We start from the raw sequence: 22,714 nt of genomic DNA on the forward strand, positions 1-22,714 counted from the left end.
GCCCTGCTGAAGCGCCTGCATGGCAACGCAGAGCAGAGGCGGTGAGAGGCGCGACCCCGCGGTGAATGCAGGCCACAGACCTGCTCTGGAGGCCAGCTACTTCTATTTCTGATCGCTCCCATGCTCTGCGTGGGGGGCGTGGTTGGCGATGCTCCGCGTCGCTGGGCGCGGGAGCGCCCTGATTGGGTTCCCACGCCGGAGCGTGGGAACCATCAGAACGATCAGAACGATCAGAACGATCAGAACCGTCAGAATCATCAGACGGGGCTGCATTAGCGCTATGTGGCGATGCTCATCGCCATTGTGGCCGCGTCCTGTGCGGTCTCAGCGCACGGCTTGGGTCACGGCATCGATCAACGCTTGCAGATCGATGGGTTTGCGCAGGTGCAGGGTGAAGCCTGCGGCCTTGGCTTTTTCGACGTCGCGCAGGGTGCCGTAACCGGTCAGTGCGATGCTCGGCGTATGCGAGTTGGCGCCCTGGCGGCGGATGATGGACATCATCTTGTGGCCGTCGATTTCCGGCATGCCGACATCCGAAACGATCACATCGAAGCGGGTCTGCTCAGCCAGCTCGATGCCCTGTGCGCCGCCGTCGGCGGTGGTGACGTCCCCGCCTTCGCTTTCCAGCAGCTCGCGCATGGTGTCGAGGATGTCTGGCGAGTCATCCACCAGCAGGATCTTGATACCGGTAAGCCCGCCGGTCTGATCGGTGTTGGCCAGCTCGTTGAGTTCGAACTCGGTCTGCAAGTGCACCGGAAGCCAGACGCTGAAGCGCGCGCCACGGCCAATGCCCTCTGAGAAGCCTTCGATGCGGCCGTTATGCGCCTCGACCAACTGCTTGACCAGCGCTAGGCCTATACCCAGCCCGTGCTTGGCGCGCTGGGTATGCTGCATTTCCGCCTGGCCGAACATATCGAACACTTTGGGCAGGAAATCTGCGGAAATTCCCTCGCCGGTATCGATGATGTCCAGGCGTGCCTGGTCGCCGTCGCGTTCGAGCTGCATGCAGATGCGCTCACCGCCCTTGGTGAATTTCCAGGCGTTGTTCAACAGATTCCAGATGATCTGATCCAGGCGCGTCGGGTCGGCTTGAATGTAAAGCGGAGCGTCCGGCTTGAAGGTCTCGAAGATCACGTTCTCGGCTTGGGCGAGGGGGGCGAACACTGCTTCGATGCCGCGCAATACTTCCTGGTAGCGCAACGTGGCGAAGTGCAACTTGAGTTTGCCGGTACGGATGCGCGAGACATCCATCAGGTCGTCGATGATCCGTGACTGGCTGCGCACGGCGTTCTGGATCGCCTGGGTCGCCTTTTGCAAACTCTGCGAGTTTTTCGCCGCCGGTGAGCGCGAAAGCAGATCGGTGTTGAGCTGAATGAGGTTCAGCGGGTGCTTGAGCTCGTGAGACAGCACGGCGAAAAACTGGTCTTTCTGTTGATTCGCTGCCTGGATCGTCTCCAGCTCATGCTGCCTTTCGGAGTTGTTCTGGCGTTCTTCGGTCAAGTCGCGAGCAATCTTGGCGAAGCCGATTATCTTGCCATCACCGTCCACCAACGGGTTTACCAGGCCACTGAAGTAACGCTGCACGCCATCACGGCGGACATGCCAGCGTTCGTCTGACGCCTGCCCCAGCTCAAGCGCGCGTTTGCGCTCGGCCTCCGGCACCCTGGCTGCACGGTCTTGCGTGGTGTAGAGCATGTCGATGCATTGACCGAGGGCTTGCTGCTCGGTGTAGCCGAACAGCGTCTGTGCGCCGCGGCTCCAGGTGGTGATGCAACCGCTGCAGTCCAGGGTAATGATGGCGTAACCCTTGGTGCTCTGCGCCAAGAGACGCATATGTGCTTCGCCCTCCTCGAGCCGCTCTTCCGCACGGCGTCGGCCGGTAATGTCGATAAAGGTCAACACGGCGCCCTGGATACGATCATCCAGCGTTCGATAGGGTAGAAAGCGCGCCAGGTACCAGTGACTGCCGTCCCGTTCCATAACCTCCCGCTCGACCAGATGAAGCTCTTCGAAAGCCTTCGCCGCATCCGTGTGCAGTTGTGGATAGTCGAGGCGGTGGGTGATATCCAGCAGTGAGCGCCCGGCGTCGTTGCCGATCACATTGAAGATATCGCGCGTGCGCGGGGTGAACCATTTGATACGCAGCTTGCGGTCGACGAACAGCGTGGCGATGTCGGTCGAGGAGATCAGGTTCTGCAAGTCATCGTTGATCTTGCTGGTTTCGTCGACCTTCGTTTTGAGCTCGAAGTTGACCGTGGTCAGCTCCTCGTTGATCGACTGCAGCTCTTCCTTGCTGGTTTCCAGTTCCTCGGTGGCCGAGCGCAGCTCCTCGTTTATCGCCTGCAGTTCTTCGTTGGACGCTCGCAGCTCCTCGGTTGAGGTTTCCGAGTGTTCCATGGTGATCTGCAGCTGCTCCTTGGTCTGCTGCAGTTCGGCTTCCAGCTGGGTCAGTACGCTGTCCTTGGTTTCCGGATGCTCCAGCGTAGTGGGGTCCATGCAGGCTTCCACTTCATCGAAGATCACCAGCATGTAATCGCTGCCGGCCTCGTTGTCGCGGAACGGACGAACCACCATGTTGACGTAGTAACTGCGCCCGTCGCGCTCCAGGCGCACCCGCCGTGCCTCCACGCTCTTCCCGGTATGCGTCGCCTGATACAGCGCGGTGCGCAGTTCGAGGCGCAGCTGCGGATGCACGAGCGTCGTCAGGTTCAGCGAGGGCTCGCCGCCGACATAGCGCAAAAAATTGCCCGCACGATCGGACATATGCACGATTTCGGCATCGTGATTGACGATGACGCTGGGCGGTGCGTACTGCTCGAGCGCGCGCTGATGCACATCCGCGAAAGAGAATTTCCGGTTGCGCATGGGCGGTTCACTGAACGGTGGGCGGCTAGGCGCGGTGAGGGTGAAACCGTGATACGGCCCCGACGGCGCACGGCGCAGGGAAGAGCCCACTTCCTTGGCGCGGTAGATGCGGTTCTTCTTGTCCACCGGTGTGAACAACTGGCTACAGGCATCGGCGGTTTCCGAGCTGCCAAGGAACAGGTAGCCGCCGGGGTTGAGGGCGAAATGGAACATGCGCAGCACTTCGACCTGGATGTCCCGGTCCAGGTAGATCATCAGGTTGCGGCAGGAGATCAGGTCGATTCGCGAGAACGGTGGGTCACGCAGGATGTTGTGGCGGGCAAACAGGATGCGTTCGCGCAGCTCCTTCTGCATGCGGTAATGGCTCTGCTCCTTGACGAAGTACTGCCGCAGCCGTGTCGGCGGCACGTCGGTGACGATGGCTTCCGGGTAGATGCCGGCGCGTGCGGTTTCCAACGCGCGGTCGTCGATATCGGTAGCGAACACCTGTGACTGGATATCGCCCTGGGCGCCGCAAATTTCCGCCTGATCGGCCAGCAGGATGGCCAAGGAATAGGCCTCTTCGCCGGTCGAGCATGCCGCCGTCCACACGCGCAGCGATTTGTCGTCGGTATCCAGCTTCTGCTCGAACAGCGCGGGAATGATGTCGCGCTCCAGCGCCTCGAATGCTTCGCGATCACGGAAGAAATTGGTTACGCCGATCAGCATGTCGGCCAGCAGCGCCGGGGTTTCTTCCGGATGGCTTTGCAGAAACCGCGCATAGCTGGGCATGTCACGCAGCGCGTTGACTTGCATTCGCCGTTCGATACGGCGCAGCACCGTGGCCTGCTTGTAGTGCCGGAAATCGTGGCCAGTGCGCGTGCGCAGCGCCGCGAGAATCTCACGCAACGCCAATTCGTTGGGCTTGGATTGGGCATGGGCCTGGGCTTGTTCAAGTTCGCTCTGCTCGGCGCCGGCTTGCTCGGTATCGCCCGGCGAAGCAATAGGATCCTGCCGTTTCAACAGCAATTCCTGATTACGGCGTAGCTCAACCAGGCGCTGGGGCATCTCTGCGACCGGTAGCACGATATCGACCATGCCGGTGTCGATGGCGCTGCGCGGCATCGAGTCGTATTCGGCATCTGCAGGCGTCTGGGCCAGGGTGACGCCGCCTTGCTCCTTGATGCGCGACAGCCCGACCGAACCATCGGAGCCGCTGCCAGACAGCACCACGCCGACGGCATGGGTGTGGTGAACATCGGCCAGCGTACGGAAGAACAGATCGATCGCGACCTGGGCGCCGCGCTCGCGCTCGGGCTTCACCAGCCGCAGATAGCCATCGTTCATCAGCAGGTCAAGTGCCGGCGGAATCACATAGACGTGGTTACGCTCGATCGGGACGGGCTGGGTAACCTGAAGCACCGGCATCTTGGTGACGTTCTGCAGAATCTTGTCGGCATTGCTTTCGTGCTTGGGTGATAGGTGCATGATCACCACGAACGCCATGCCGCAATCGCGTGGCATGTGCTCGAATAGCGTCATCAAAGCCTTGAGCCCACCAGCCGATGCCCCGATTCCGATCACCGGAAAGTCCAGTGTACTTCGGCACAGATTGCTGTTTTTGGGCGTGGACGGCTCTAGGCTGGTGCTCATCGATTCCTCGGTATTCTTGTTTTCCGGACTTCCGGGGCGGGCGGCATAGAAGGCAGACAGCAATACCGGGGGCGGATTCCTTCGCTCAGCTGCGTGCTGCCGAACGGATGATAAAGGTTCGCCACGTTGATTGCTGCGCACAAGCACCAGCGTCCAGCGAGGTGTCAGCACTCGATGATGTTCACTGCGAGCCCGCCGCGAGCGGTCTCCTTGTACTTGCTCTTCATGTCGGCGCCGGTCTGGCGCATGGTGCGGATGACCTTGTCCAGCGAGATGAAGTGGCTGCCGTCGCCGCGCAGCGCCATGCGTGCGGCGTTGATGGCCTTCACCGCACCCATGGCGTTGCGTTCGATGCAGGGCACCTGGACCAGCCCACCGACCGGGTCGCAGGTCAGGCCGAGGTTGTGCTCCATGCCGATCTCGGCGGCATTCTCCACCTGCTGCGGCGTGCCGCCAAGCACCTCGCACAGCGCGCCGGCGCCCATCGAGCAGGCCACGCCGACCTCGCCCTGGCAACCAACTTCAGCGCCGGAGATCGAGGCGTTCTCCTTGTAGAGGATGCCGATGGCCGCGGCGGTTAGCAGAAAGCGCACCACGCCGTCCTCGTCCGCGCCCGGTACGAAGCGCATGTAGTAATGCAGCAGCGCCGGGATGATGCCGGCGGCACCGTTGGTGGGGGCGGTGACCACGCGACCGCCGCTGGCGTTTTCCTCGTTGACCGCGAGTGCGTACAGATCGACCCAGTCGAGTACATTGAGTGCATCGCGCAGGTTGGCTTCGGGGTGCTCGCTGAGTTGGCGGTACAGTCCCGCCGCGCGCCGGCGCACCTTGAGCCCGCCGGGCATCACGCCCTCGGTACGGCAGCCGGTGTCCACGCAGTCCTGCATCACCTGCCAGATGCGCAGCAGCCCGGCGCGGGTATCGTCTTGCGGGCGCCAGGCCGTTTCGTTGGCCAGCATCAGCTGGCTGATGGCGAGGCCGTGTGTCGTGCAGTGGCCAAGCAGTTCCACGGCACTGTGGAAGGGGTAGGGCAGCGGTGTGGTGTCTTCGACGATGCGCTCGCCGCCGGTGGCCTGTTCGTCGATGACGAAACCGCCACCCACCGAATAGTACTCGCGGCTGCGCAGTTGCAATCCGGCGGCATCGAACGCGCGGAAAATCATGCCGTTGGGATGGAAGGCGAGCGGCTTGCGGATGAATTGCAGATCGCTGCCGCCATCGAAGCGTACGGTTTTCTCGCCCAGCAGGCGAAGTCCGCCGGATTCGCGCAATGTCGCCATGCGCTGGGGAATGCTCGCCGTATCGACGCTCTCGGGCCGCTCGCCTTCAAGGCCGAGCAGCACGGCCTTGTCGCTGCCGTGGCCCTTGCCCGTAGCACCAAGCGAGCCGTACAGCTCGACCCTGAGGTGGTCGGTGGCGGCGAGCAGTTCGTCATTGCGCAGGCCTTCGGCAAACTGCAGCGCTGCACGCATCGGCCCAACGGTGTGCGAACTGGACGGGCCGATGCCGATTTTGAACAGGTCGAAGACGCTGAGTGACATGAGGTGCTCCGGGAAAAAGGCTTATATAAGCCTAGACCTCCAGACGCTCACGAATGTTGATTAGACGCAGCAGGGGCTGCAGCGATCTGCCGATACGCTTTCCAGCGGGCCTATCTGGCCACCGGTACGGACCCGCCCCAGGGGTTGGCTTCCAGGCTGTTGTGCACCGCGGTAGCCGCCTGGGCCGCTTGGCCGATGGCGACGCTGATCTGCTTCAAGCCCATGGTCACGTCGCCAATGGCATACAGCCCGTGTAGCGAGGTTTGCAGGTGTTCGTCCACCTTCACGCCGCCGCACGCGTCACAGTCCAGGCCTAGCTGGATGGCCAGTTCGGAGCGAAAGCGCGCCCCCAGATTGGGGTAGATGATGTCGAAGTGGTGCCGTTCGCCGCGGCAGGTCAGCAGGTCAATGCCGGTTTCGCAAGGTTGCATGGACTCGACGCGGTCGCTGATCACGCGGATCGCATAATGCTCGGCCAGTGCGATGGCCTGGTCGCAGGCGTCCTGCTCGCCATGCACCACCACCGTGACCTGATCGGTGAAGGTGCGCAGGAACACCGCATGGTTGATGGCGTTCTCCGCTTCGCCATAGACCGCAACGTTGTCGCCGTCGACTTCATAGCCATCGCAGATCGCACAGAGCCGCACCTTGCCCTCGGCGATCGCCGTCTCGACGTCGGGCATGTCCGGCAGTGTGTCCTCGATGCCAGTGGCGAGAATGATCCGCCGCGTCACGCAGGTCTGCTCGCCATAGCGCACACTGAAGCCCTCTAGATGGGGTTCGATATGGTCCACTCGGCCGTGCTCTATCCGTGCACCATAGCCGCCGGCCTGTTCGCGCAATCGCACCAGCAGATCGTTGCCGGTGATGCCCGGCGGAAAGCCCGGATAATTACGCGAGCGCGGTATCCACGACGCCCGGCTCGACCCTGCATCCACCACCATGCAGCTGCGCCGGAAGCGCGCCAGATAGAGTGCCGCGGTCAGGCCGGCTGGCCCTCCGCCGATGATCAGGCAATCGGTCACTGCGGGGTGCAGGTTCGCTTGGTCGTTAGTCATCACAGATGGCCCTGGCGGGTGTTAGCCAATAGAAGGCGGTGCCGGAGAGAAAGTTCGGCCCAGCCGATGGATGCAATGTTCTGTTTTGAGAGCTGGTCGGACCTTAAGCCCTTGTGCCAGAGCCTCCGATGGCCAACACTGCGCCGCTCAGTGACCGTGCGGATTCAATCCGTACTGATCGGTCACTGCCATTCCAAGAAAGGCCAGTCTGCGACTCCGTTCGCCGTGCACTGGTCGCCTCGCTACAAAGTCAGCTGCGCCACACCCGGCGACGGTTGAACCACATCGAATCGCATACCACTCGAACGGAGCTCACGAGGCGCCGTGCCGAGCTTATTTCCCGTGGGGGTAGAAGTGTTCAAGTCTCTGGTTATTGCGCCTTTCGCGGCGCTGGTCGTCATCCTTTCGCCAATGGCTGCTCAGGCCGCGGAGCCCATCGTCATCAAGTTTGCCCACGTCGTGGCGGACGACACGCCCAAGGGCAAGGGCGCTCTGTTGTTTCAGAAGCTGGTGCGCGAGCGGCTGGCAGGCAAGGTAGACGTCGAGGTTTATCCGAACTCCACGCTGGTGGGGGACGCTGACGAGATGCAGGCGTTGCTCGACAACAAGGTGCAGATGCTGGCGCCCTCGCTATCCAAGTTCATCGAGTACTCGCCGAAGCTGGAAGTATTCGACCTGCCATTCCTGTTCGATGACGCCGCCGCCGTTGCGCGCTTCCAGAAGCGTGAAGCAAGCCGTGAACTGCTGCGCTCGATGGCTGGCCGCGGCATCTACGGCCTGGCGTACTGGAACAACGGTCTCAAGCAGCTTTCGGCCAATCAGCCACTGCGGAGTCCGGCCGATGCGGCGGGGCTGGCGTTCCGCATTCAGCCCTCACCGGTGCTCGAGGCGCAGTTCGCCGCGGTCGACGCCACGGCGGTGCGGTTGCCGTTCTCCGAGGTGTCCAAGGCGATGCAGAGCGGTAAGGTGCAGGGCACCGAGGGGCCGTGGTCGAACATCCGTGGCCAGAACGCTGGCCTCAAGCAGAGCTATGTCACCGAGACCAATCACGGCGTGCTCAACTACATGCTGGTGACCAACCTGGAGTTCTGGACCAGCATTCCCTTCGCCGTACGCTCGGAGCTGGACAACATCGTGCTCGAGGTCACCCAGACCGTGAACGCCGAGGCCGCCTCGATCAACGAGCGTGAGCGCGAGCAGCTACTGGCCGGTGGCAGCACCACTCTGGTCACCCTGACTCCCGAGCAGCGCCAGGCCTGGCGAGCGAAGATGCAACCGGTGTGGAAGTCGTTCGAAGCACAGATCGGTGCAGACATCATGCGCGCGGCGATGACTGTCAACCGTCGCTGATCTCTGGCCCCGGTTTGGCTGGCAGCGCTGCGTTTGCCACTTCGCTGTCAGCCACGGTCAGGTTGAAAGTCTCGTTTTGAGAGCTGGTCGGACTTTTCCGGCCTTGTGCCATGCGCGGTGATCACTAAGACTTTCGTATGGCTGCGGGCGGCCCTGGCGCCGCATTCTCTGCCAGCCACATTCCAATAAAGGTCAGCCAGTGACTGCCGCAGATCACTGATTTGGCCACCTCAGAAAAAAGGCCGGCTGCGTTGTTGCGTTAGCCAGGCCTATCAATATCGATAAACCACTCGACGGCGCTCACGAGGCGTCTTCGGGCTTTTCCCGTTGGGGGTCAGATGTACAAGTCTTGTGTCGCTGCGCTGATCGCAGCCCTGTATTGGTCGAGTGCCCCTGTGCTGGCTGCCGAGGGCGAGCCGATCGTCATCAAGTTCGCCCACGTGGTGGCGGATGACACGCCCAAGGGCAAGGGCGCGCTGCTGCTCAAACAGCTGGTCGAAGAGCGCATGGCCGGCAAGGTGAAGGTCGAGGTCTACCCGAACTCGGCCCTGGTGGGCGATGCAGAAGAGATGCAGGCTCTGTTCGACAACAAGGTCCAGTTGCTGGCGCCGTCGATGTCGAAGTTCGCGCCTTATACCAAGAAGCTGCAGCTGTTCGACTTGCCCTTCCTGTTCGACGATGCCGAGGCGTTGCAGCGCTTCCAGAAACGCGAGGCTGCGCGTCAGCTGCTGCGTTCCATGGCCGATCATGGGGTTTACGGACTCGCTTACTGGAACAACGGCCTGAAGCAGCTTTCCGCGACTACACCGCTGCGCAAGCCGAGCGATGCCAACGGTCTGGCGTTCCGCATCCAGCCGTCGCCCGTGCTCGAAGCGCAGTTCGCGGCGGTTGGTGCCAAGTCGGTCGTACTGCCGTTCGCCAAGGTTTACGAGTCGCTCAAGGGCGGCGTGGTGCAGGGTGCGGAAAACCCGTGGTCGAACATCCTCAGCCAGAACATGCACAGCGTTCAGCCGTACATCACTGAGAGCAACCACGGTGTGCTCGACTACATGCTGATCACCAACAACGAGTTCTGGCTGAGCATGCCCTTCGCCGTGCGCTCCGAGCTGGAGGGGATCATTCTCGAGGTAACCCAGGCGGTGAATCGCGAGGCCGCGGCAGTGAATCGGCGCGACCGCGATCGCATCCTCGCCAGCGGTAGCAGCCAGTTGATCACCCTGACGCCGGAAGAGCGCCAGGCCTGGCGCGAGCAGATGTTGCCGGTGTGGAAAACCTACGAAGCGGAAATCGGCGCTGACCTGATTCGCGCTGCCATGACCGTCAATCGTCGTCGCTGAGGCGACGCTGAATCTCGCCGGCCATGCAGGCCGGCGAGCTGTGGCGCTCAAGCCGCTCCCCTTCCTGTTCCAGCCATTCGGCCAGTACCTGCGCATTGTTCTGCTGTTCGTCGCGCGCGGCGTATACCAGCGTCAAAGTGCCCCGTTCGGCAATCTCGAGCAGTGACCACCAATTCTCAGGATGCGCCGCCAGCTCGCCGCGGTAACGCCGGCTGAATTCCTCGAACTGCATCGTGCCGACCTTGAACGCTTTACGTAGCTCGGCCGAAGGTGCGACGTCCGCTAGCCAGGCGTCCAGTGCCAGGCTGTCCTTGCGTTTGCCGCGCGGCCAGAGTCTGTCGATCAGCACACGGTAGCCGTCTTCAGGCGATGGCGCCTGATAGGCGCGTTTGCATCGAATCATGGGGTCGTCGGTCCGTTGTTTTCGTTTCGCCTGAAGCGTAGACGCAATACAGCACAGTGAGAGGTTAAAAGTACTCTCGTATAGGTCATAAAGACCTTTTGTGTATGGGTTCTTATTACCTTGTCCGCCATATCACTTTGATTTTATTGATAGAAAAAGCGGCACGTTTCCTGAAGCTGTTCTTTTCGTGACACCCATTCCCGAAAGGAGCACGAAATGAAATACACGACGGTTCTGGTGGCAGCGACGGTGATTCTGGCAAGCAGCCTAGTCAGTGCGGACGAGGTTCTGGAAGTGCATGCCGATCGCGCGGTCGGTGGCGGTTTCGGCGGGCTCAGCGGCTTTATGCTCGGCGCTGCGGCAGGCGGCCCTGTCGGCGCGCTGGTCGGTGGCGGTGTCGGTTATTTGATGGGGCAGGGCGCGCAACAGGCTGCCGGGATGGAGCAGACTCTGTATGTGGTCAAGCGCGAGGATGGCAGTGTCGCGCGCATTCGTACATCCGACGGCGGCTTCCTGCAGGGCCAGCAGATCGAGCGCGATGGCGGGCGGGTCACTGCGTCAGCCAAATGATGTCGTACGGCTGGTCGGGTAGTTGATCGATGGGGGATGATCGCGGCTGACCGTCACTAGGAGGCACTGATGAGTTATTCCGTTCTGCATGTGGTGCATTTGCTGGCCGCGATCTTCTTCATCGGCACGCTGTTCTTCGAGGTGATGATCCTCGGTCGTGTCCGTCAGCAGATCGGCGAGCAGACCATGCCCCTGGTCGAGCGCGCCGTCGGTGCCCGTTCGCGGGTGGTCCTGCACTGGGTCGTGCTGTTCGTCTACGGTGCCGGTATCGGCCTGGGCTGGTACCACCGGCAGGCGCTGGCCGCCCCGTTTGCCAGCAGCTTCGCCACGCTGCTGTCGCTGAAGGTTCTGCTGGCGATCGGCGTGTTTCTCACCTTCGGTCTGGTGGCGATCCTGCTGCGCAAAGGGCGCATGACGCCGGTGCGCTACCGGGCCATTCATTGGGCGATCCTGCTGCAGATGATCGGCATCGTGTTGCTGGCCAAGGGCATGTTCTACCTGCACTGGTAGCCCGGCGCTGCGAGCTCCGTATGCAAGTGGCTGCTGGCCTGGCCTGTCGGTGGCGAACCAGCCTGCGCCTGCCCTAGCAGGTCCGCCGCGCAAGGTGATGATTCTGGTCAAGTAAGGTGGCGCTTATCGTGGCGCTGATGGAGCTCGATTCAGCCGCTGCAGGCTCGTTGCTTTAACGGCAGTGGGAGCTATGGTGGCTGCATCGTTTACCGGACCAGCAGAGGTTGCCCCATGGATTTCGCCTACAGCCCACGCGTCGAGGCGCTGCGCCAGCAGCTGCGCGGCTTCATGGATGAGCACATCGTGCCGCGCATCGGTGCCTGGCATTCGGAGGTGGCGGCCGGTCAGTATCCGGTGTCGTTCATGGACGATCTCAAGGCGCTGGCGCGTTCGGAAGGGCTATGGAACCTGTTTTTGCCGTCGCTTCGCGACGATGAGCCGGGTATGGGCCTGAGCAATCTCGAGTACGCGCCGCTGGCCGAGATCATGGGCCGCGTGCACTGGGCCTCAGAGGTGTTCAACTGCAACGCGCCGGACACCGGCAACATGGAGCTGCTGCACATGTTCGCCTCAGCCGAGCAGCGCGAGCGCTGGCTCAAGCCGCTGCTTGATGGGGCGATCCGTTCGGCCTTTGCCATGACCGAGCCGGACGTGCCGTCTTCGGACGCTACCAATATCCAGACGCTGATCCGCCGCGACGGCGACGACTACGTGATCAACGGGCGCAAGTGGTTCATCACCAACGCCTCGCATCCCAACTGCAAACTCCTGATCGTCATGGGCAAGACCGCCCCGGACGCGGAGAGCCATCAGCAGCAGAGCATGATCCTGGTGCCGTTCGACACACCCGGTGTTGAGCTGGTGCGCAATATCCCGGTGATGAACCACATCGCGCCGGAAGGCCACAGTGAGCTCCTGCTGCGCAATGTACGGGTGCCAGCGAGCAACCTGCTGGGCAAGGAGGGCGACGGCTTCATGATGGCTCAGGCGCGTCTCGGGCCTGGGCGCATCCACCACTGCATGCGTTCGATCGGCATGGCCGAGCTGGCGTTGGAGCTGATGGTCGAGCGTTGCCAGGAGCGCAAGGCGTTCGGCAAGTACCTGCAGCAATATTCCAATGTCGCCGACTGGATCGCCGAATCGCGCATCGAGATCGAGCAGGCACGGCTGCTGGTGCTCAAGACCGCCTGGATGATCGACGAGGTCGGTGCCAAGGCGGCGCGCAAGGAGATCTCGATGATCAAGGCGCTGGTGCCGCGCATGCACACCAACGTGGTGGATCGCGCGATCCAGGTCTATGGCGCGATGGGGCTGACGCCGGATACGCCGCTGGCCGACATGTGGACCGGCGGCCGCGCCCTGCGCTTCGCCGACGGCCCTGACCAGGTACATCTGCGCAGCATTGCCAGGATGGAAATCAAGGCCAGCGAGGCCACACGTGGCGCGACGGCCGATTACCTCACGCCGCCCGGGCGGCACTGACAACGATTGCTGCTGGCTGCGCTGCTCTCGCCGTTGCGCGGCCTTTCTCAAGTTTGCGCCATTCCGGTGCATACGCTTGCGTCTCTCCGCTGGTGGCCTAGGCTGGTCACTGCAACGCCGTGTTCGTTCCGTGTCATGGATTCTTTGACATGGAACAACGAAAGTGCCCGCCGGGCGCGTCCTTGATTGCAGTCAAGGGGAGTCGCGCCACCGCTCCCCTACCATGCAGGCCATATCAACGGCACAAGCAGGTAATGAGATGGCTCCCCGCGAGTTCTGGCTGGCTGGTGCGTTAGGTGCCTGGGCCAAGAGCCTTGTCATACTTTTAACCCTGACTGTTTGCGCACTGCCGTCGCAGGCCAAGGAATACGAGGCCGAGCGCCAGCGCATCGAGCAGTTCTTTCCCGATGCCCAGAGCATTTCCGAGCCCGAGGGCGACTATCAGGTTCGCACGCTGCGCAAGGGCGACGAGGTGCTGGGCTACGCCTTCCAGAGCATCAACGTCACCAAGATCCCGGCCTACTCCGGCAAGCCGATCAACATGCAGGTGCTGCTCGATCCGCAGGGCGTAATCCGCGATGCCTATGTGCTCGAGCACCACGAGCCGATCCTGCTGATCGGCATCCCCGAGCAGAAGCTGCACGATTTCAACGCCAAGTACGAAGGCATCAAGGCGGACCGGCGCGTAGTGGTCGGCCGCTCCAAGGACAGCAACGCGGTGACCATCGACGCCGTGACCGGTGCCACGGTGACGGTGATGGTGGTCAACGAGGTGGTCATGCGCGCCGCCCATGAAGTGGCGGTATCGCTGGGCCTGATCGAGGCCGGCGACAGCGCGCGACCTAAGCCTGCCAGCGTCCGCCAGGACCTGTTCCAGCCTGCCGACTGGACCGAATTGACCGGCAGTGGCGCTATCCGTCGTTTGCACCTGACCCGCGGGCAGATCGACGAGGCATTCAAGGGCACCGAAGCCGAAGGCATCGACGAGGCCACGGCGCAAACCGCCAACGACACCTTCATCGACCTCTACGCGACCCACCTGAACCCGCCGACCATCGGCCGCAATCTGCTAGGTGAAAACCAGTACCGCTTTCTGATGGAAGAGCTCAAACCCGGCGAGCAGGCCATCGCAGTACTGGGCAGCGGCGAGTATTCGTTCAAGGGCTCGGGTTACGTGCGCGGCGGCATTTTCGATCGGATGCAGCTGCGCCAATTCGGCGACATCATCAGTTTCCGTGATCTCGACTTCCAGCGGCTCAACGACATCTACCTCGACGGCGCGCCGCGCTTCAGCGAGATGGCGATCTTCATCATTCGTGCGCAAGCGGCGTTCGACCCAGGCTCACCCTGGACGCTGGAACTGCTGGTGCGTCGCCAGACCGGCCCGGTCAGTGGCATGTTCACCAGCTTCGAGCTGCCTTATCAGATGCTCGAGGATTACATCGAGCGTCCGCAGCCAACTGCCGAGGAACTGGCTGCGATCGAGGAAGCCAACCGGCCGATGTGGGTCAACATCTGGTACCAGAAGTCCTTCCAGATCGGCGTGATCCTCGCGGCGCTTGGTCTGCTGACCGTGATTCTGTTCCTGCAGGACAAATTCACCCAGCAACCGAAATTCCTCCACTGGCTGCGCCGCGGCTACCTGGTGTTCACCGTCGGGTTCATCGGCTGGTATGCGCTGGGCCAGCTGTCTGTGGTCAACGTGCTGACCTTCGTTCATGCGTTGTTTCAGGACTTCCGCTGGGAGCTGTTCCTTTCCGATCCGGTGATTTTCATCATCTGGACCTTCACTGCCGCCAGCATCCTGCTCTGGGGTCGCGGGGTATTCTGCGGCTGGTTGTGCCCGTTCGGTGCCCTGCAGGAGCTGATCAACGAGGCCGCGCGCAAGCTGAAGATTCCGCAGTACGAGCTGCCGTTCGCCGTGCACGAGCGGCTCTGGGCGATCAAGTACATTGTCCTGCTGGTGCTGTTCGGCCTCTCCCTCGAGTCGATGATGATGGCCGAGAAGGCCGCCGAGGTTGAGCCCTTCAAGACCGCCATCACCCTCAAGTTCGACCGCCAGTGGTGGTTCGTCGCCTACGCGGTGTTCCTGCTGGTGATCAATATCTTCACCCGCAAGGTGTACTGCCGCTACGTCTGCCCGCTGGGCGCGGCGCTGGCGATTCCGACCAAGTTGCGTCTGTTCGACTGGCTCAAGCGCCGCAAGGAGTGTGGCGATCCGTGCCAGCTCTGCGCCAAGGAATGCGAGATCCAGGCGATCCATCCGGACGGCCGCATCAATGCCAACGAGTGCCACTACTGTCTCGACTGCCAGATGACTTATCACAACGAGAACAAGTGTCCGCCGCTGGTGAACAAGAACAAGCGCAACAAGCGCGGCAAGAAAGCACCGGCATCCGCCGAGCTGATTCCCGTGGTGCAAGTGGTGGAACCCTGAGCCGTCGCCGTTGGCGAGGTGCTCGATCGTTGTGTTGAAGCAGATGTCCCAAAGGAGCAAAACCCCATGAGCGACAAGAGCAAGAACAACCCCGAGGCGCTGGAAAAAGGCGGCATGAGCCGTCGCGGCTTCCTCGGCGCCAGCGCCGTTACCGGCGCGGCTGTAGCGGCCACTGCCCTGGGCGGCGCAGTGATGACCCGTGAATCCTGGGCCGCAGCGGTCAAGGACGCGCGGCAGAACATCCACGTCGCTCCGGGCGAACTGGATGACTACTACGGTTTCTGGAGCGGCGGCCACCAGGGTGAAGTGCGCGTGCTTGGTATCCCGTCGATGCGCGAGCTGATGCGTATCCCGGTGTTCAACGTCGATTCCGCCAGCGGCTGGGGCCTGACCAACGAAAGCCGCGCGATCATGGGCGACAGTGCCAAGTTCCTCAACGGCGACTGCCACCACCCGCACATCTCCATGACTGACGGCAAGTACGACGGCAAGTACCTGTTCATCAACGACAAGGCCAACACCCGCGTCGCCCGTATCCGTCTGGATATCATGAAGTGCGACAAGATGATCACCGTGCCGAACTGCCAGGCCATCCACGGCCTGCGCCTGCAGAAGGTGCCACACACCAAATACGTATTCGCCAACGCCGAATTCGTCATCCCGCACCCGAACGACGGCAAGATCTTCGATCTGCAGGATGAGAACAGCTACACCATGTACAACGTCATCGACGCCGAGAAGATGGAGATGGCCTTCCAGATCATCGTCGACGGCAACCTCGATAACACCGACGCCGATTACACCGGCCGCTTCACCGCAGCCACCTGCTACAACTCGGAAAAGGCCTACGACCTCGGCGGCATGATGCGCAACGAGCGCGACTGGGTCGTGGTATTCGACATCGTGGCTGCAGAAGCTGCGGTCAAGGCCGGCAAGTTCATCACTCTCGGCGACTCCAAGGTGCCGGTGCTCGACGGCCGCAAGAAGGCCGAGAAGGACAGCCAGTTCACCCGCTACATCCCGGTACCGAAGAACCCGCACGGCCTGAACACTTCGTCCGACGGCAAGTACTTCATCGCCAACGGCAAGCTGTCCCCTACCGTGTCGATGATCGAAATCGCCAAGTTGCCTGATCTGTTCGCCGACAAGCTGAAGGACCCGCGCGACACCATCGCTGCCGAAGTGGAACTGGGCCTCGGCCCGCTGCACACCACCTTCGACGGTCGCGGCAACGCCTACACCACCGTGTTCATCGACAGCCAGGTGGTGAAGTGGAACATGGCCGATGCGGTTCGCGCCTACAACGGCGAGAAGGTCAACTACATCAAGCAGAAGCTGGACGTGCATTACCAGCCTGGCCACATCCATGCCTCGCTGTGCGAAACCAGCGAAGCCGACGGCAAGTGGCTGGTGGCGCTGTGCAAGTTCAGCAAGGACCGCTTCCTGCCGACCGGCCCGCTGCATCCGGAGAACGATCAGCTGATCGACATTTCCGGCGAGGAAATGAAGCTGGTGCACGATGGCCCGACTTATGCCGAGCCGCACGACTGCATCATGGCCCGTCGCGACCAGATCAAGACCAAGAAGATCTGGGACCGCAACGACCCGTTCTTCGCCCCCACCGTGGAAATGGCGAAGAAGGACGGCATCAACCTGGACGCCGACAACAAGGTCATCCGTGACGGCAACAAGGTGCGCGTCTATATGACCTCCATGGCGCCGGCGTTCGGCGTGCAGGAATTCACCGTCAAGCAGGGCGATGAAGTTACCGTGACCATCACCAACATCGACCAGATCGAGGACGTGTCCCACGGTTTCGTCATGGTCAACCATGGTGCGAGCATGGAGATCAGCCCGCAGCAGACCTCTTCCATTACCTTCGTCGCTGACAAGCCCGGCCTGCACTGGTACTACTGCAGCTGGTTCTGCCACGCGCTGCACATGGAAATGGTCGGCCGCATGCTGGTCGAGCCCGCTTAAGCTGTACGAACCATCGCCCGTCAGCAGGCGGGTGATGGTGCAACGATTGCGCGCAGAACCTCGGTGTATCGCCGGGGTTCCAGCGGCAGGATTCACCCGCCTGGAAGCTGAAGAAGGTCAAACGCAGTGTTCAAAGCTCAGGCTACGTTTTCGCTTTACTCGGCAGCAGTCACGCTGCTGCTCCTATTGAGTGGCACTGCCCAGGCGGCGCCGCAATCGATCACAACCCTGCCGCTGCAGCCCGACGGTGAAAACCGCTGGCGGCTACCTGCCGGGGAATATCAGGGTCAGTTCACCATCGAGCAGACCCTGCAGTTGCATTGCGAGCCGGGGGCGATCATCCGGTCAGAGGGGCAGGGCAGCAGCCTCGTTATCAGCGCACCCGACGTCGTCGTCGACGGTTGTACGCTGCGCGAGTGGGGCGCCAATCTGACCGCTATGGATTCGGCGATTTTCATCCTGCCGGCCGCCGGGCGCGCGTTGATCAGCAACAACCGCATGCATGGCCCCGGATTCGGCGTGTTTGTCGATGGCGCCAGCGACGTGCAGGTGACCGGCAACACAATCGACGGTGAGCCGAGCGTTCGCTCGCAGGACCGCGGCAACGGTATCCATCTGTTCGCGGTGAAAGGTGCGCGGGTTATCGGTAACCAGGTGCGCAATGCCCGCGACGGTATCTACATCGACACCTCCAACGGCAATCACCTGGAAGCCAATGTCCTCGAGGATCTGCGTTACGGCGTGCATTACATGTTCGCTAATGACAACAGCGTGATCGACAACATCACCCGGCGTACCCGCACCGGTTATGCCCTGATGCAGAGCCGCAAGCTGACCGTGATCGGCAACCGTTCCGAGCGGGACCAGAACTACGGCATCCTGATGAACTACATCACCTACTCGACGATCAAGGGCAACTTCGTCAGTGACGTGCAGCGTGGCGACACGGGCGGCGACAGCATGATCAGCGGTGGCGAGGGCAAGGCCCTGTTCATCTACAACTCGCTGTTCAACACCATCGAAAACAACCACTTCGAGAAAAGCTCGCTGGGCATCCATCTGACCGCGGGCTCGGAAGACAACCGCATTTCCGGTAACGCCTTCGTCGCCAATCAGCAGCAGGTCAAGTACGTCGCCAGTCGCACCCAGGAATGGTCGGTGGACGGCCGTGGCAACTACTGGAGCGATTACCTGGGCTGGGACCGCAATGACGACGGTCTTGGCGATGTCGCCTACGAACCCAACGACAACGTTGATCGCCTGCTCTGGCTCTACCCGCAGGTGCGTCTGTTGATGAACAGCCCGAGCATCGAAGTGCTGCGCTGGGTGCAGCGGGCCTTCCCGGTGGTCAAGTCGCCGGGCGTGCAGGACAGCCATCCGCTGATGAAGCTGCCCACTGAAAAACTCCTAACCGAAAAGCAGGAACCAACGTCATGAACGCCGTCGAGATCCAGGGCGTAAGCCAGCGTTACGGCAGCATGACCGTGCTGCACGATCTGAATCTGAACCTCGGTGAAGGCGAGGTGCTGGGGCTGTTCGGCCATAACGGCGCGGGCAAGACCACCAGCATGAAACTGATTCTCGGCCTGCTTTCGCCGAGCGAAGGCCGGGTCAAAGTGCTCGGCCGCGCGCCAAACGATCCGCAGGTGCGCCGCCAGCTTGGCTATCTGCCAGAGAACGTCACCTTCTACCCGCAGTTGAGTGGTCGCGAAACCCTGCGCCACTTCGCCCGGCTGAAGGGCGCGGCTGTGGCTCAGGTGGATGAACTGCTCGAACAGGTCGGCTTGGCGCACGCTGCCGATCGCCGGGTGAAAACCTATTCCAAGGGCATGCGCCAGCGCCTCGGGCTGGCCCAGGCACTGCTTGGCGAGCCGCGCCTGCTGCTGCTCGACGAGCCGACGGTGGGCCTCGATCCGATTGCCACGCAAGATCTGTACTTGCTGATTGATCGCCTGCGCCAGCGCGGCACCAGCATCATTCTCTGCTCCCACGTGCTGCCTGGCGTCGAAGCGCATATCAACCGTGCGGCAATCCTCGCCAAGGGCAGCTTGCAGGCGGTCGGCAGCCTGACGCAGCTGCGTGCCGAAGCCGGTCTGCCGGTGCGTATCCGCGCCAGCGGTGTCCGCGAGCGTGATAGCTGGTTGCAGCGCTGGAGCGCCGCCGGGCACAGCGCCCGTGGTCTCAGTGAATCGAGCCTGGAGGTGGTGGCGGTAAACGGCCATAAGCTGGTGTTGCTGCGTGAACTGCTCGGCGAAAGCGAGCCGGAAGACATCGAGATCCATCAGCCGTCGCTGGAAGACCTTTATCGCTTTTACATGGAGCGCGCCGGCGACGTGCGCGCTCAGGAGGGTCGCGTATGAACCAGGTATGGAACATCGCCCGCAAGGAATTCAGTGATGGCCTGCGCAACCGCTGGCTGCTCGCCATCAGCCTGCTTTTCGCCGTGCTGGCGGTTGGCATCGCCTGGCTCGGCGCCGCGGCTTCCGGCCAGCTTGGCTTCACCTCGATTCCGGCGACCATCGCCAGCCTGGCCAGCCTGGCCACGTTCCTGATGCCGCTGATCGCTCTGCTTCTGGCTTACGACGCCATCGTCGGTGAGGACGAGGGCGGCACCTTGATGCTGCTGTTGACCTATCCGCTGGGCCGCGGGCAGATCTTGCTCGGCAAGTTCGTCGGCCACGGGCTGATCCTCGCCCTGGCGGTACTGATCGGCTTCGGTTGTGCGGCGCTGGCCATTGCCCTGCTGGTCGACGGTGTCGAACTCGGCCTGCTGCTCTGGGCGTTCGGCCGTTTCATGATCTCCTCGACACTGCTTGGCTGGGTATTCCTCGCTTTCGCCTACGTGCTCAGCGGCAAGGTCAGCGAGAAGTCGAGCGCGGCCGGACTGGCGCTCGGCGTGTGGTTTCTCTTCGTGCTGGTGTTCGACTTGGTGCTGCTGGCGCTGCTGGTGCTCAGTGAAGGCAAGTTCAATCCCGAGCTGCTGCCCTGGTTACTGCTGCTCAACCCCACCGACATCTACCGGCTGATCAATCTATCCGGCTTCGAGGGCAGTGGCAGCGCCATGGGCGTACTCTCGCTCGGCGCTGACCTGCCGGTGCCGGCATCGGTACTCTGGCTGTGCCTGCTGGCGTGGATCGGGGCGTCGCTGCTGCTCGCGTACGGCATCTTCCGCCGCCGCCTGACCTGATACTCACGAATCGAGGAATACCTGCATGAACGCTTTGTATCGCATCGGTGCCGGCACCCTGTTCGCCGCATTGCTCGCTTTCGGCCTGAGCGGCTGTGAAGAGAAGCAAGAGGCTCAGCAATCGCTCGAGCCGGTGGCGTTTCATGCTGAAGACGAATGCCACGTCTGCGGCATGGTCATCAGCGACTTCCCAGGCCCCAAGGGGCAAGCAGTGGAGAAGGGCGGGGTGAAGAAGTTCTGCTCCACCGCCGAGATGCTCGGCTGGTGGCTGCAACCGGAGAACCGGCTGCTCAACGCCAAGTTGTATGTGCATGACATGGGTCGCAGCGTTTGGGAGCACCCGGACGATGGTCATCTGATCGACGCAACCAGCGCCTACTATGTGGTCGGCACATCGCTCAAGGGCGCCATGGGCGCGTCGCTGGCAAGCTTCGCCCAGGAGCAGGACGCGCTGCGTCTGGCCGAGGAGCATGGCGGTCGCGTACTGCGCTTCGACCAGATCGACCAGGCGCTGCTGCAGGAGGCAGCCAGCATGCAGCACGGCAGCATGCACGACCACAGGCCCGGCGCTTCGCACCAGGGGCATTGAAGCGATTCAGTAACCGCAACCAGTCTTTCGACACATCCCGAGGTAAGCACAAATGATGGGTATCAGCATCTGGCAACTTCTGATCATTCTTCTGATCGTGGTCATGCTGTTCGGCACCAAGCGCCTGCGTGGCCTGGGCTCCGATCTGGGCAGCGCGATCAGCGGTTTTCGCAAATCGGTGAGTGAGGGCGAAACCACGGCCCAGGCCGAAGCGGTGAAGCAGGAACTCAAGTAGTCACGCCTCGATCTGCCGTGACCATGGCCCGGCATCTGAACTGACGACGGCGGGCGTAATCGCGATGCCCGCCGGGTTCATCCGCGACTTCCTCGCCTCCTCAACCGGCAATGCTGCTGCGCACCGCAACGGTGCGCTTATGCGCGCCCCCTGCGCGCCAATCGTCACTTTTCCGTCGCCTCGGAAAAAAGCTGATTGCAATCAAGTCTGCCGAGGGCACCTACCCTGTAGAAAGTAATCCTGGCTCCCAGATTCGGGAGCGGTCATCTAGTCCGGCGCGTAGTGATTGTCGCAGCCGGGCACAGAACGTCTGGAGGCCCTTCCGTGCAAGTTATCGATCGGCGAAAAGCCCTGAGTATCGCGCCCATCTGGCGACTCGCGTTTCGCCCGTTCTTTCTCGCCGGCGCCGTTTACGCGCTGCTGGCGATTCCGCTCTGGGTAGCGACCTGGACCGGCCACTGGCCGGGTTTTCAGCCCACCGGAGGCTGGCTGGCCTGGCACCGCCACGAAATGCTGTTCGGTTTCGCCATGGCGATCGTTGCCGGCTTTCTGCTCACCGCGGTGCAGACCTGGACCGGCCAAACGGCGCCATCGGGCAATCGCCTGGTAGGCCTGGCGGCGGTCTGGTTGGCGGCTCGTCTGGGTTGGCTGTTCGGCCTGCCCGCCGAGTGGCTGGCGCCACTCGACCTGCTGTTTCTGCTGGTGCTGGTGTGGATGATGGCGCGGATGCTCTGGGCGGTGCGGCAGAAGCGCAACTACCCGATCGTGGTGGTGCTTTCCCTGATGCTCGGCGCCGATGTTCTGATTCTCACAGGCCTGGTGCAGGGCAACGACGCTCTGCAGCGCCAGGGCGTGCTGGCCGGCTTGTGGCTGGTCGCGGCGTTGATGGCGCTGATTGGCGGCCGGGTTATTCCATTCTTCACCCAGCGTGGACTGGGCAAGGTCGAGGCCGTCAAACCCTGGGTCTGGCTGGACATCGCCTTGCTGGTGGGCACCGGTGTGATCGCCTTGTTGCATGCCTTCGGCGTCGCGATGCAGCCGCACCCGGCGCTAGGCGCGCTGTTTGTCGCAATTGGTGTTGGCCATCTGCTGCGCCTGGCGCGCTGGTACGACCACGGCATCTGGAAAGTCGGGCTGCTCTGGTCACTGCATATGGCGATGCTCTGGCTGGTGGTTGCTGCGTTCGGTCTGGCGCTCTGGCATTTCGGTCTGCTGGCGCAATCCAGCCCGTCGCTGCACGCACTGAGTGTGGGCTCCATGAGCGGGCTGATTCTGGCGATGATTGCGCGGGTGACCCTCGGCCATACGGGCCGGCCGTTACAGCTGCCGGCCGGGATTATCGGCGCTTTCTTGCTGTTCAACCTGGGCACAGCGGCGCGGGTGTTCCTCTCCGTCGCCTGGCCGGTAGGTGGTCTGTGGCTGGCTGCGATCTGCTGGACCCTGGCCTTCGCACTCTACGTCTGGCGCTATGCGCCGATGCTGGTCGCCGCGCGCGTAGACGGTCATCCGGGCTGAAGCCCGGCGCGTGAAATCGGGCA

Annotated in this window: 17 protein-coding genes; 13 read left to right on the forward strand and 4 right to left on the reverse strand. The window is 62.3% G+C overall.

From position 1 onward, the window contains the following. Positions 1 to 324 precede the first annotated feature (324 nt). The 3 genes from SM130_RS03550 to SM130_RS03560 all read right to left on the reverse strand — a co-directional run bounded on the left by SM130_RS03550 (position 325) and on the right by SM130_RS03560 (position 7,096). Positions 325 to 4,497, reverse strand: coding sequence for a CheR family methyltransferase (locus SM130_RS03550; protein ID WP_102824636.1), 4,173 nt, complete (start codon positions 4,495 to 4,497; stop codon positions 325 to 327). A gap of 164 nt (positions 4,498 to 4,661) precedes the next feature. Continuing rightward, positions 4,662 to 6,038, reverse strand: coding sequence for an L-serine ammonia-lyase (locus SM130_RS03555; protein ID WP_102824443.1), 1,377 nt, complete (start codon positions 6,036 to 6,038; stop codon positions 4,662 to 4,664). Between the two features lie 110 nt (positions 6,039 to 6,148). Beyond that, entirely contained in the window at positions 6,149 to 7,096 is a 948-nt protein-coding gene (locus SM130_RS03560) for an NAD(P)/FAD-dependent oxidoreductase (RefSeq protein ID WP_102824444.1), read from the reverse strand. Between the two features lie 411 nt (positions 7,097 to 7,507). Here SM130_RS03560 and SM130_RS03565 point away from each other — a divergent pair, with 411 nt between their 5' ends. Both SM130_RS03565 and SM130_RS03570 read left to right on the forward strand, forming a co-directional pair. Further along, positions 7,508 to 8,446 carry a TRAP transporter substrate-binding protein gene (locus SM130_RS03565; RefSeq protein WP_181019247.1) on the forward strand — a complete coding sequence of 313 codons (939 nt, stop codon included), beginning with the start codon at positions 7,508 to 7,510 and terminating at the stop codon, positions 8,444 to 8,446. 338 nt (positions 8,447 to 8,784) lie between these two features. Beyond that, entirely contained in the window at positions 8,785 to 9,783 is a 999-nt protein-coding gene (locus SM130_RS03570; protein ID WP_181019231.1) for a TRAP transporter substrate-binding protein, read from the forward strand. Here the strand turns inward: SM130_RS03570 and SM130_RS03575 are convergent. Then, positions 9,767 to 10,186, reverse strand: a complete 420-nt coding sequence (locus SM130_RS03575; protein WP_102824445.1) for a DUF488 domain-containing protein — start codon at positions 10,184 to 10,186, stop codon at positions 9,767 to 9,769. The genes SM130_RS03570 and SM130_RS03575 overlap by 17 nt on opposite strands. A 216-nt stretch (positions 10,187 to 10,402) precedes the next feature. Between SM130_RS03575 and SM130_RS03580 the strand changes: the two genes are divergently transcribed. The 11 genes from SM130_RS03580 (at position 10,403) to SM130_RS03630 (ending at position 22,691) form a co-directional block, all read left to right on the forward strand. Beyond that, positions 10,403 to 10,756 carry a hypothetical protein gene (locus tag SM130_RS03580; protein ID WP_102824446.1) on the forward strand — a complete coding sequence of 118 codons (354 nt, stop codon included), beginning with the start codon at positions 10,403 to 10,405 and terminating at the stop codon, positions 10,754 to 10,756. A 69-nt stretch (positions 10,757 to 10,825) separates the two neighbouring features. Then, entirely contained in the window at positions 10,826 to 11,266 is a 441-nt protein-coding gene (locus SM130_RS03585) for a CopD family copper resistance protein (protein ID WP_102824447.1), read from the forward strand. 231 nt (positions 11,267 to 11,497) lie between these two features. Further along, positions 11,498 to 12,748 (forward strand): acyl-CoA dehydrogenase family protein, encoded by a 1,251-nt coding sequence (locus SM130_RS03590; protein WP_102824448.1) that lies wholly within the window; start codon positions 11,498 to 11,500, stop codon positions 12,746 to 12,748. Between the two features lie 259 nt (positions 12,749 to 13,007). Next, positions 13,008 to 15,185: a transcriptional regulator NosR gene (gene nosR, locus SM130_RS03595; protein WP_102824449.1), complete on the forward strand. Its 2,178-nt coding sequence runs from the start codon at positions 13,008 to 13,010 to the stop codon at positions 15,183 to 15,185. A 66-nt stretch (positions 15,186 to 15,251) separates the two neighbouring features. Beyond that, on the forward strand, positions 15,252 to 17,165 hold the full coding sequence (gene nosZ / locus SM130_RS03600) for a TAT-dependent nitrous-oxide reductase (RefSeq protein ID WP_102824450.1): 1,914 nt from the start codon (positions 15,252 to 15,254) through the stop codon (positions 17,163 to 17,165). Between the two features lie 126 nt (positions 17,166 to 17,291). After that, a complete protein-coding gene (locus SM130_RS03605; protein WP_102824451.1) occupies positions 17,292 to 18,602 on the forward strand; it encodes a nitrous oxide reductase family maturation protein NosD in 1,311 nt (436 codons plus the stop codon). Then, positions 18,599 to 19,525, forward strand: coding sequence for an ABC transporter ATP-binding protein (locus tag SM130_RS03610; protein WP_102824452.1), 927 nt, complete (start codon positions 18,599 to 18,601; stop codon positions 19,523 to 19,525). The genes SM130_RS03605 and SM130_RS03610 overlap by 4 nt, the downstream gene beginning before the upstream one ends. Continuing rightward, positions 19,522 to 20,352, forward strand: coding sequence for an ABC transporter permease (locus tag SM130_RS03615; RefSeq protein ID WP_102824453.1), 831 nt, complete (start codon positions 19,522 to 19,524; stop codon positions 20,350 to 20,352). The genes SM130_RS03610 and SM130_RS03615 overlap by 4 nt, the downstream gene beginning before the upstream one ends. A 25-nt stretch (positions 20,353 to 20,377) precedes the next feature. Further along, positions 20,378 to 20,941 (forward strand): nitrous oxide reductase accessory protein NosL, encoded by a 564-nt coding sequence (locus SM130_RS03620; protein WP_102824454.1) that lies wholly within the window; start codon positions 20,378 to 20,380, stop codon positions 20,939 to 20,941. Between the two features lie 52 nt (positions 20,942 to 20,993). Next, entirely contained in the window at positions 20,994 to 21,176 is a 183-nt protein-coding gene (gene tatA / locus SM130_RS03625; RefSeq protein WP_102824455.1) for a twin-arginine translocase TatA/TatE family subunit, read from the forward strand. A 324-nt stretch (positions 21,177 to 21,500) separates the two neighbouring features. Continuing rightward, on the forward strand, positions 21,501 to 22,691 hold the full coding sequence (locus SM130_RS03630) for an NnrS family protein (protein WP_102824456.1): 1,191 nt from the start codon (positions 21,501 to 21,503) through the stop codon (positions 22,689 to 22,691). The last annotated feature ends 23 nt before the right edge of the window (positions 22,692 to 22,714 follow it).

It is taken from the genome of Stutzerimonas stutzeri (assembly GCF_038561965.1).
GTDB lineage: Bacteria > Pseudomonadota > Gammaproteobacteria > Pseudomonadales > Pseudomonadaceae > Stutzerimonas > Stutzerimonas stutzeri_AA.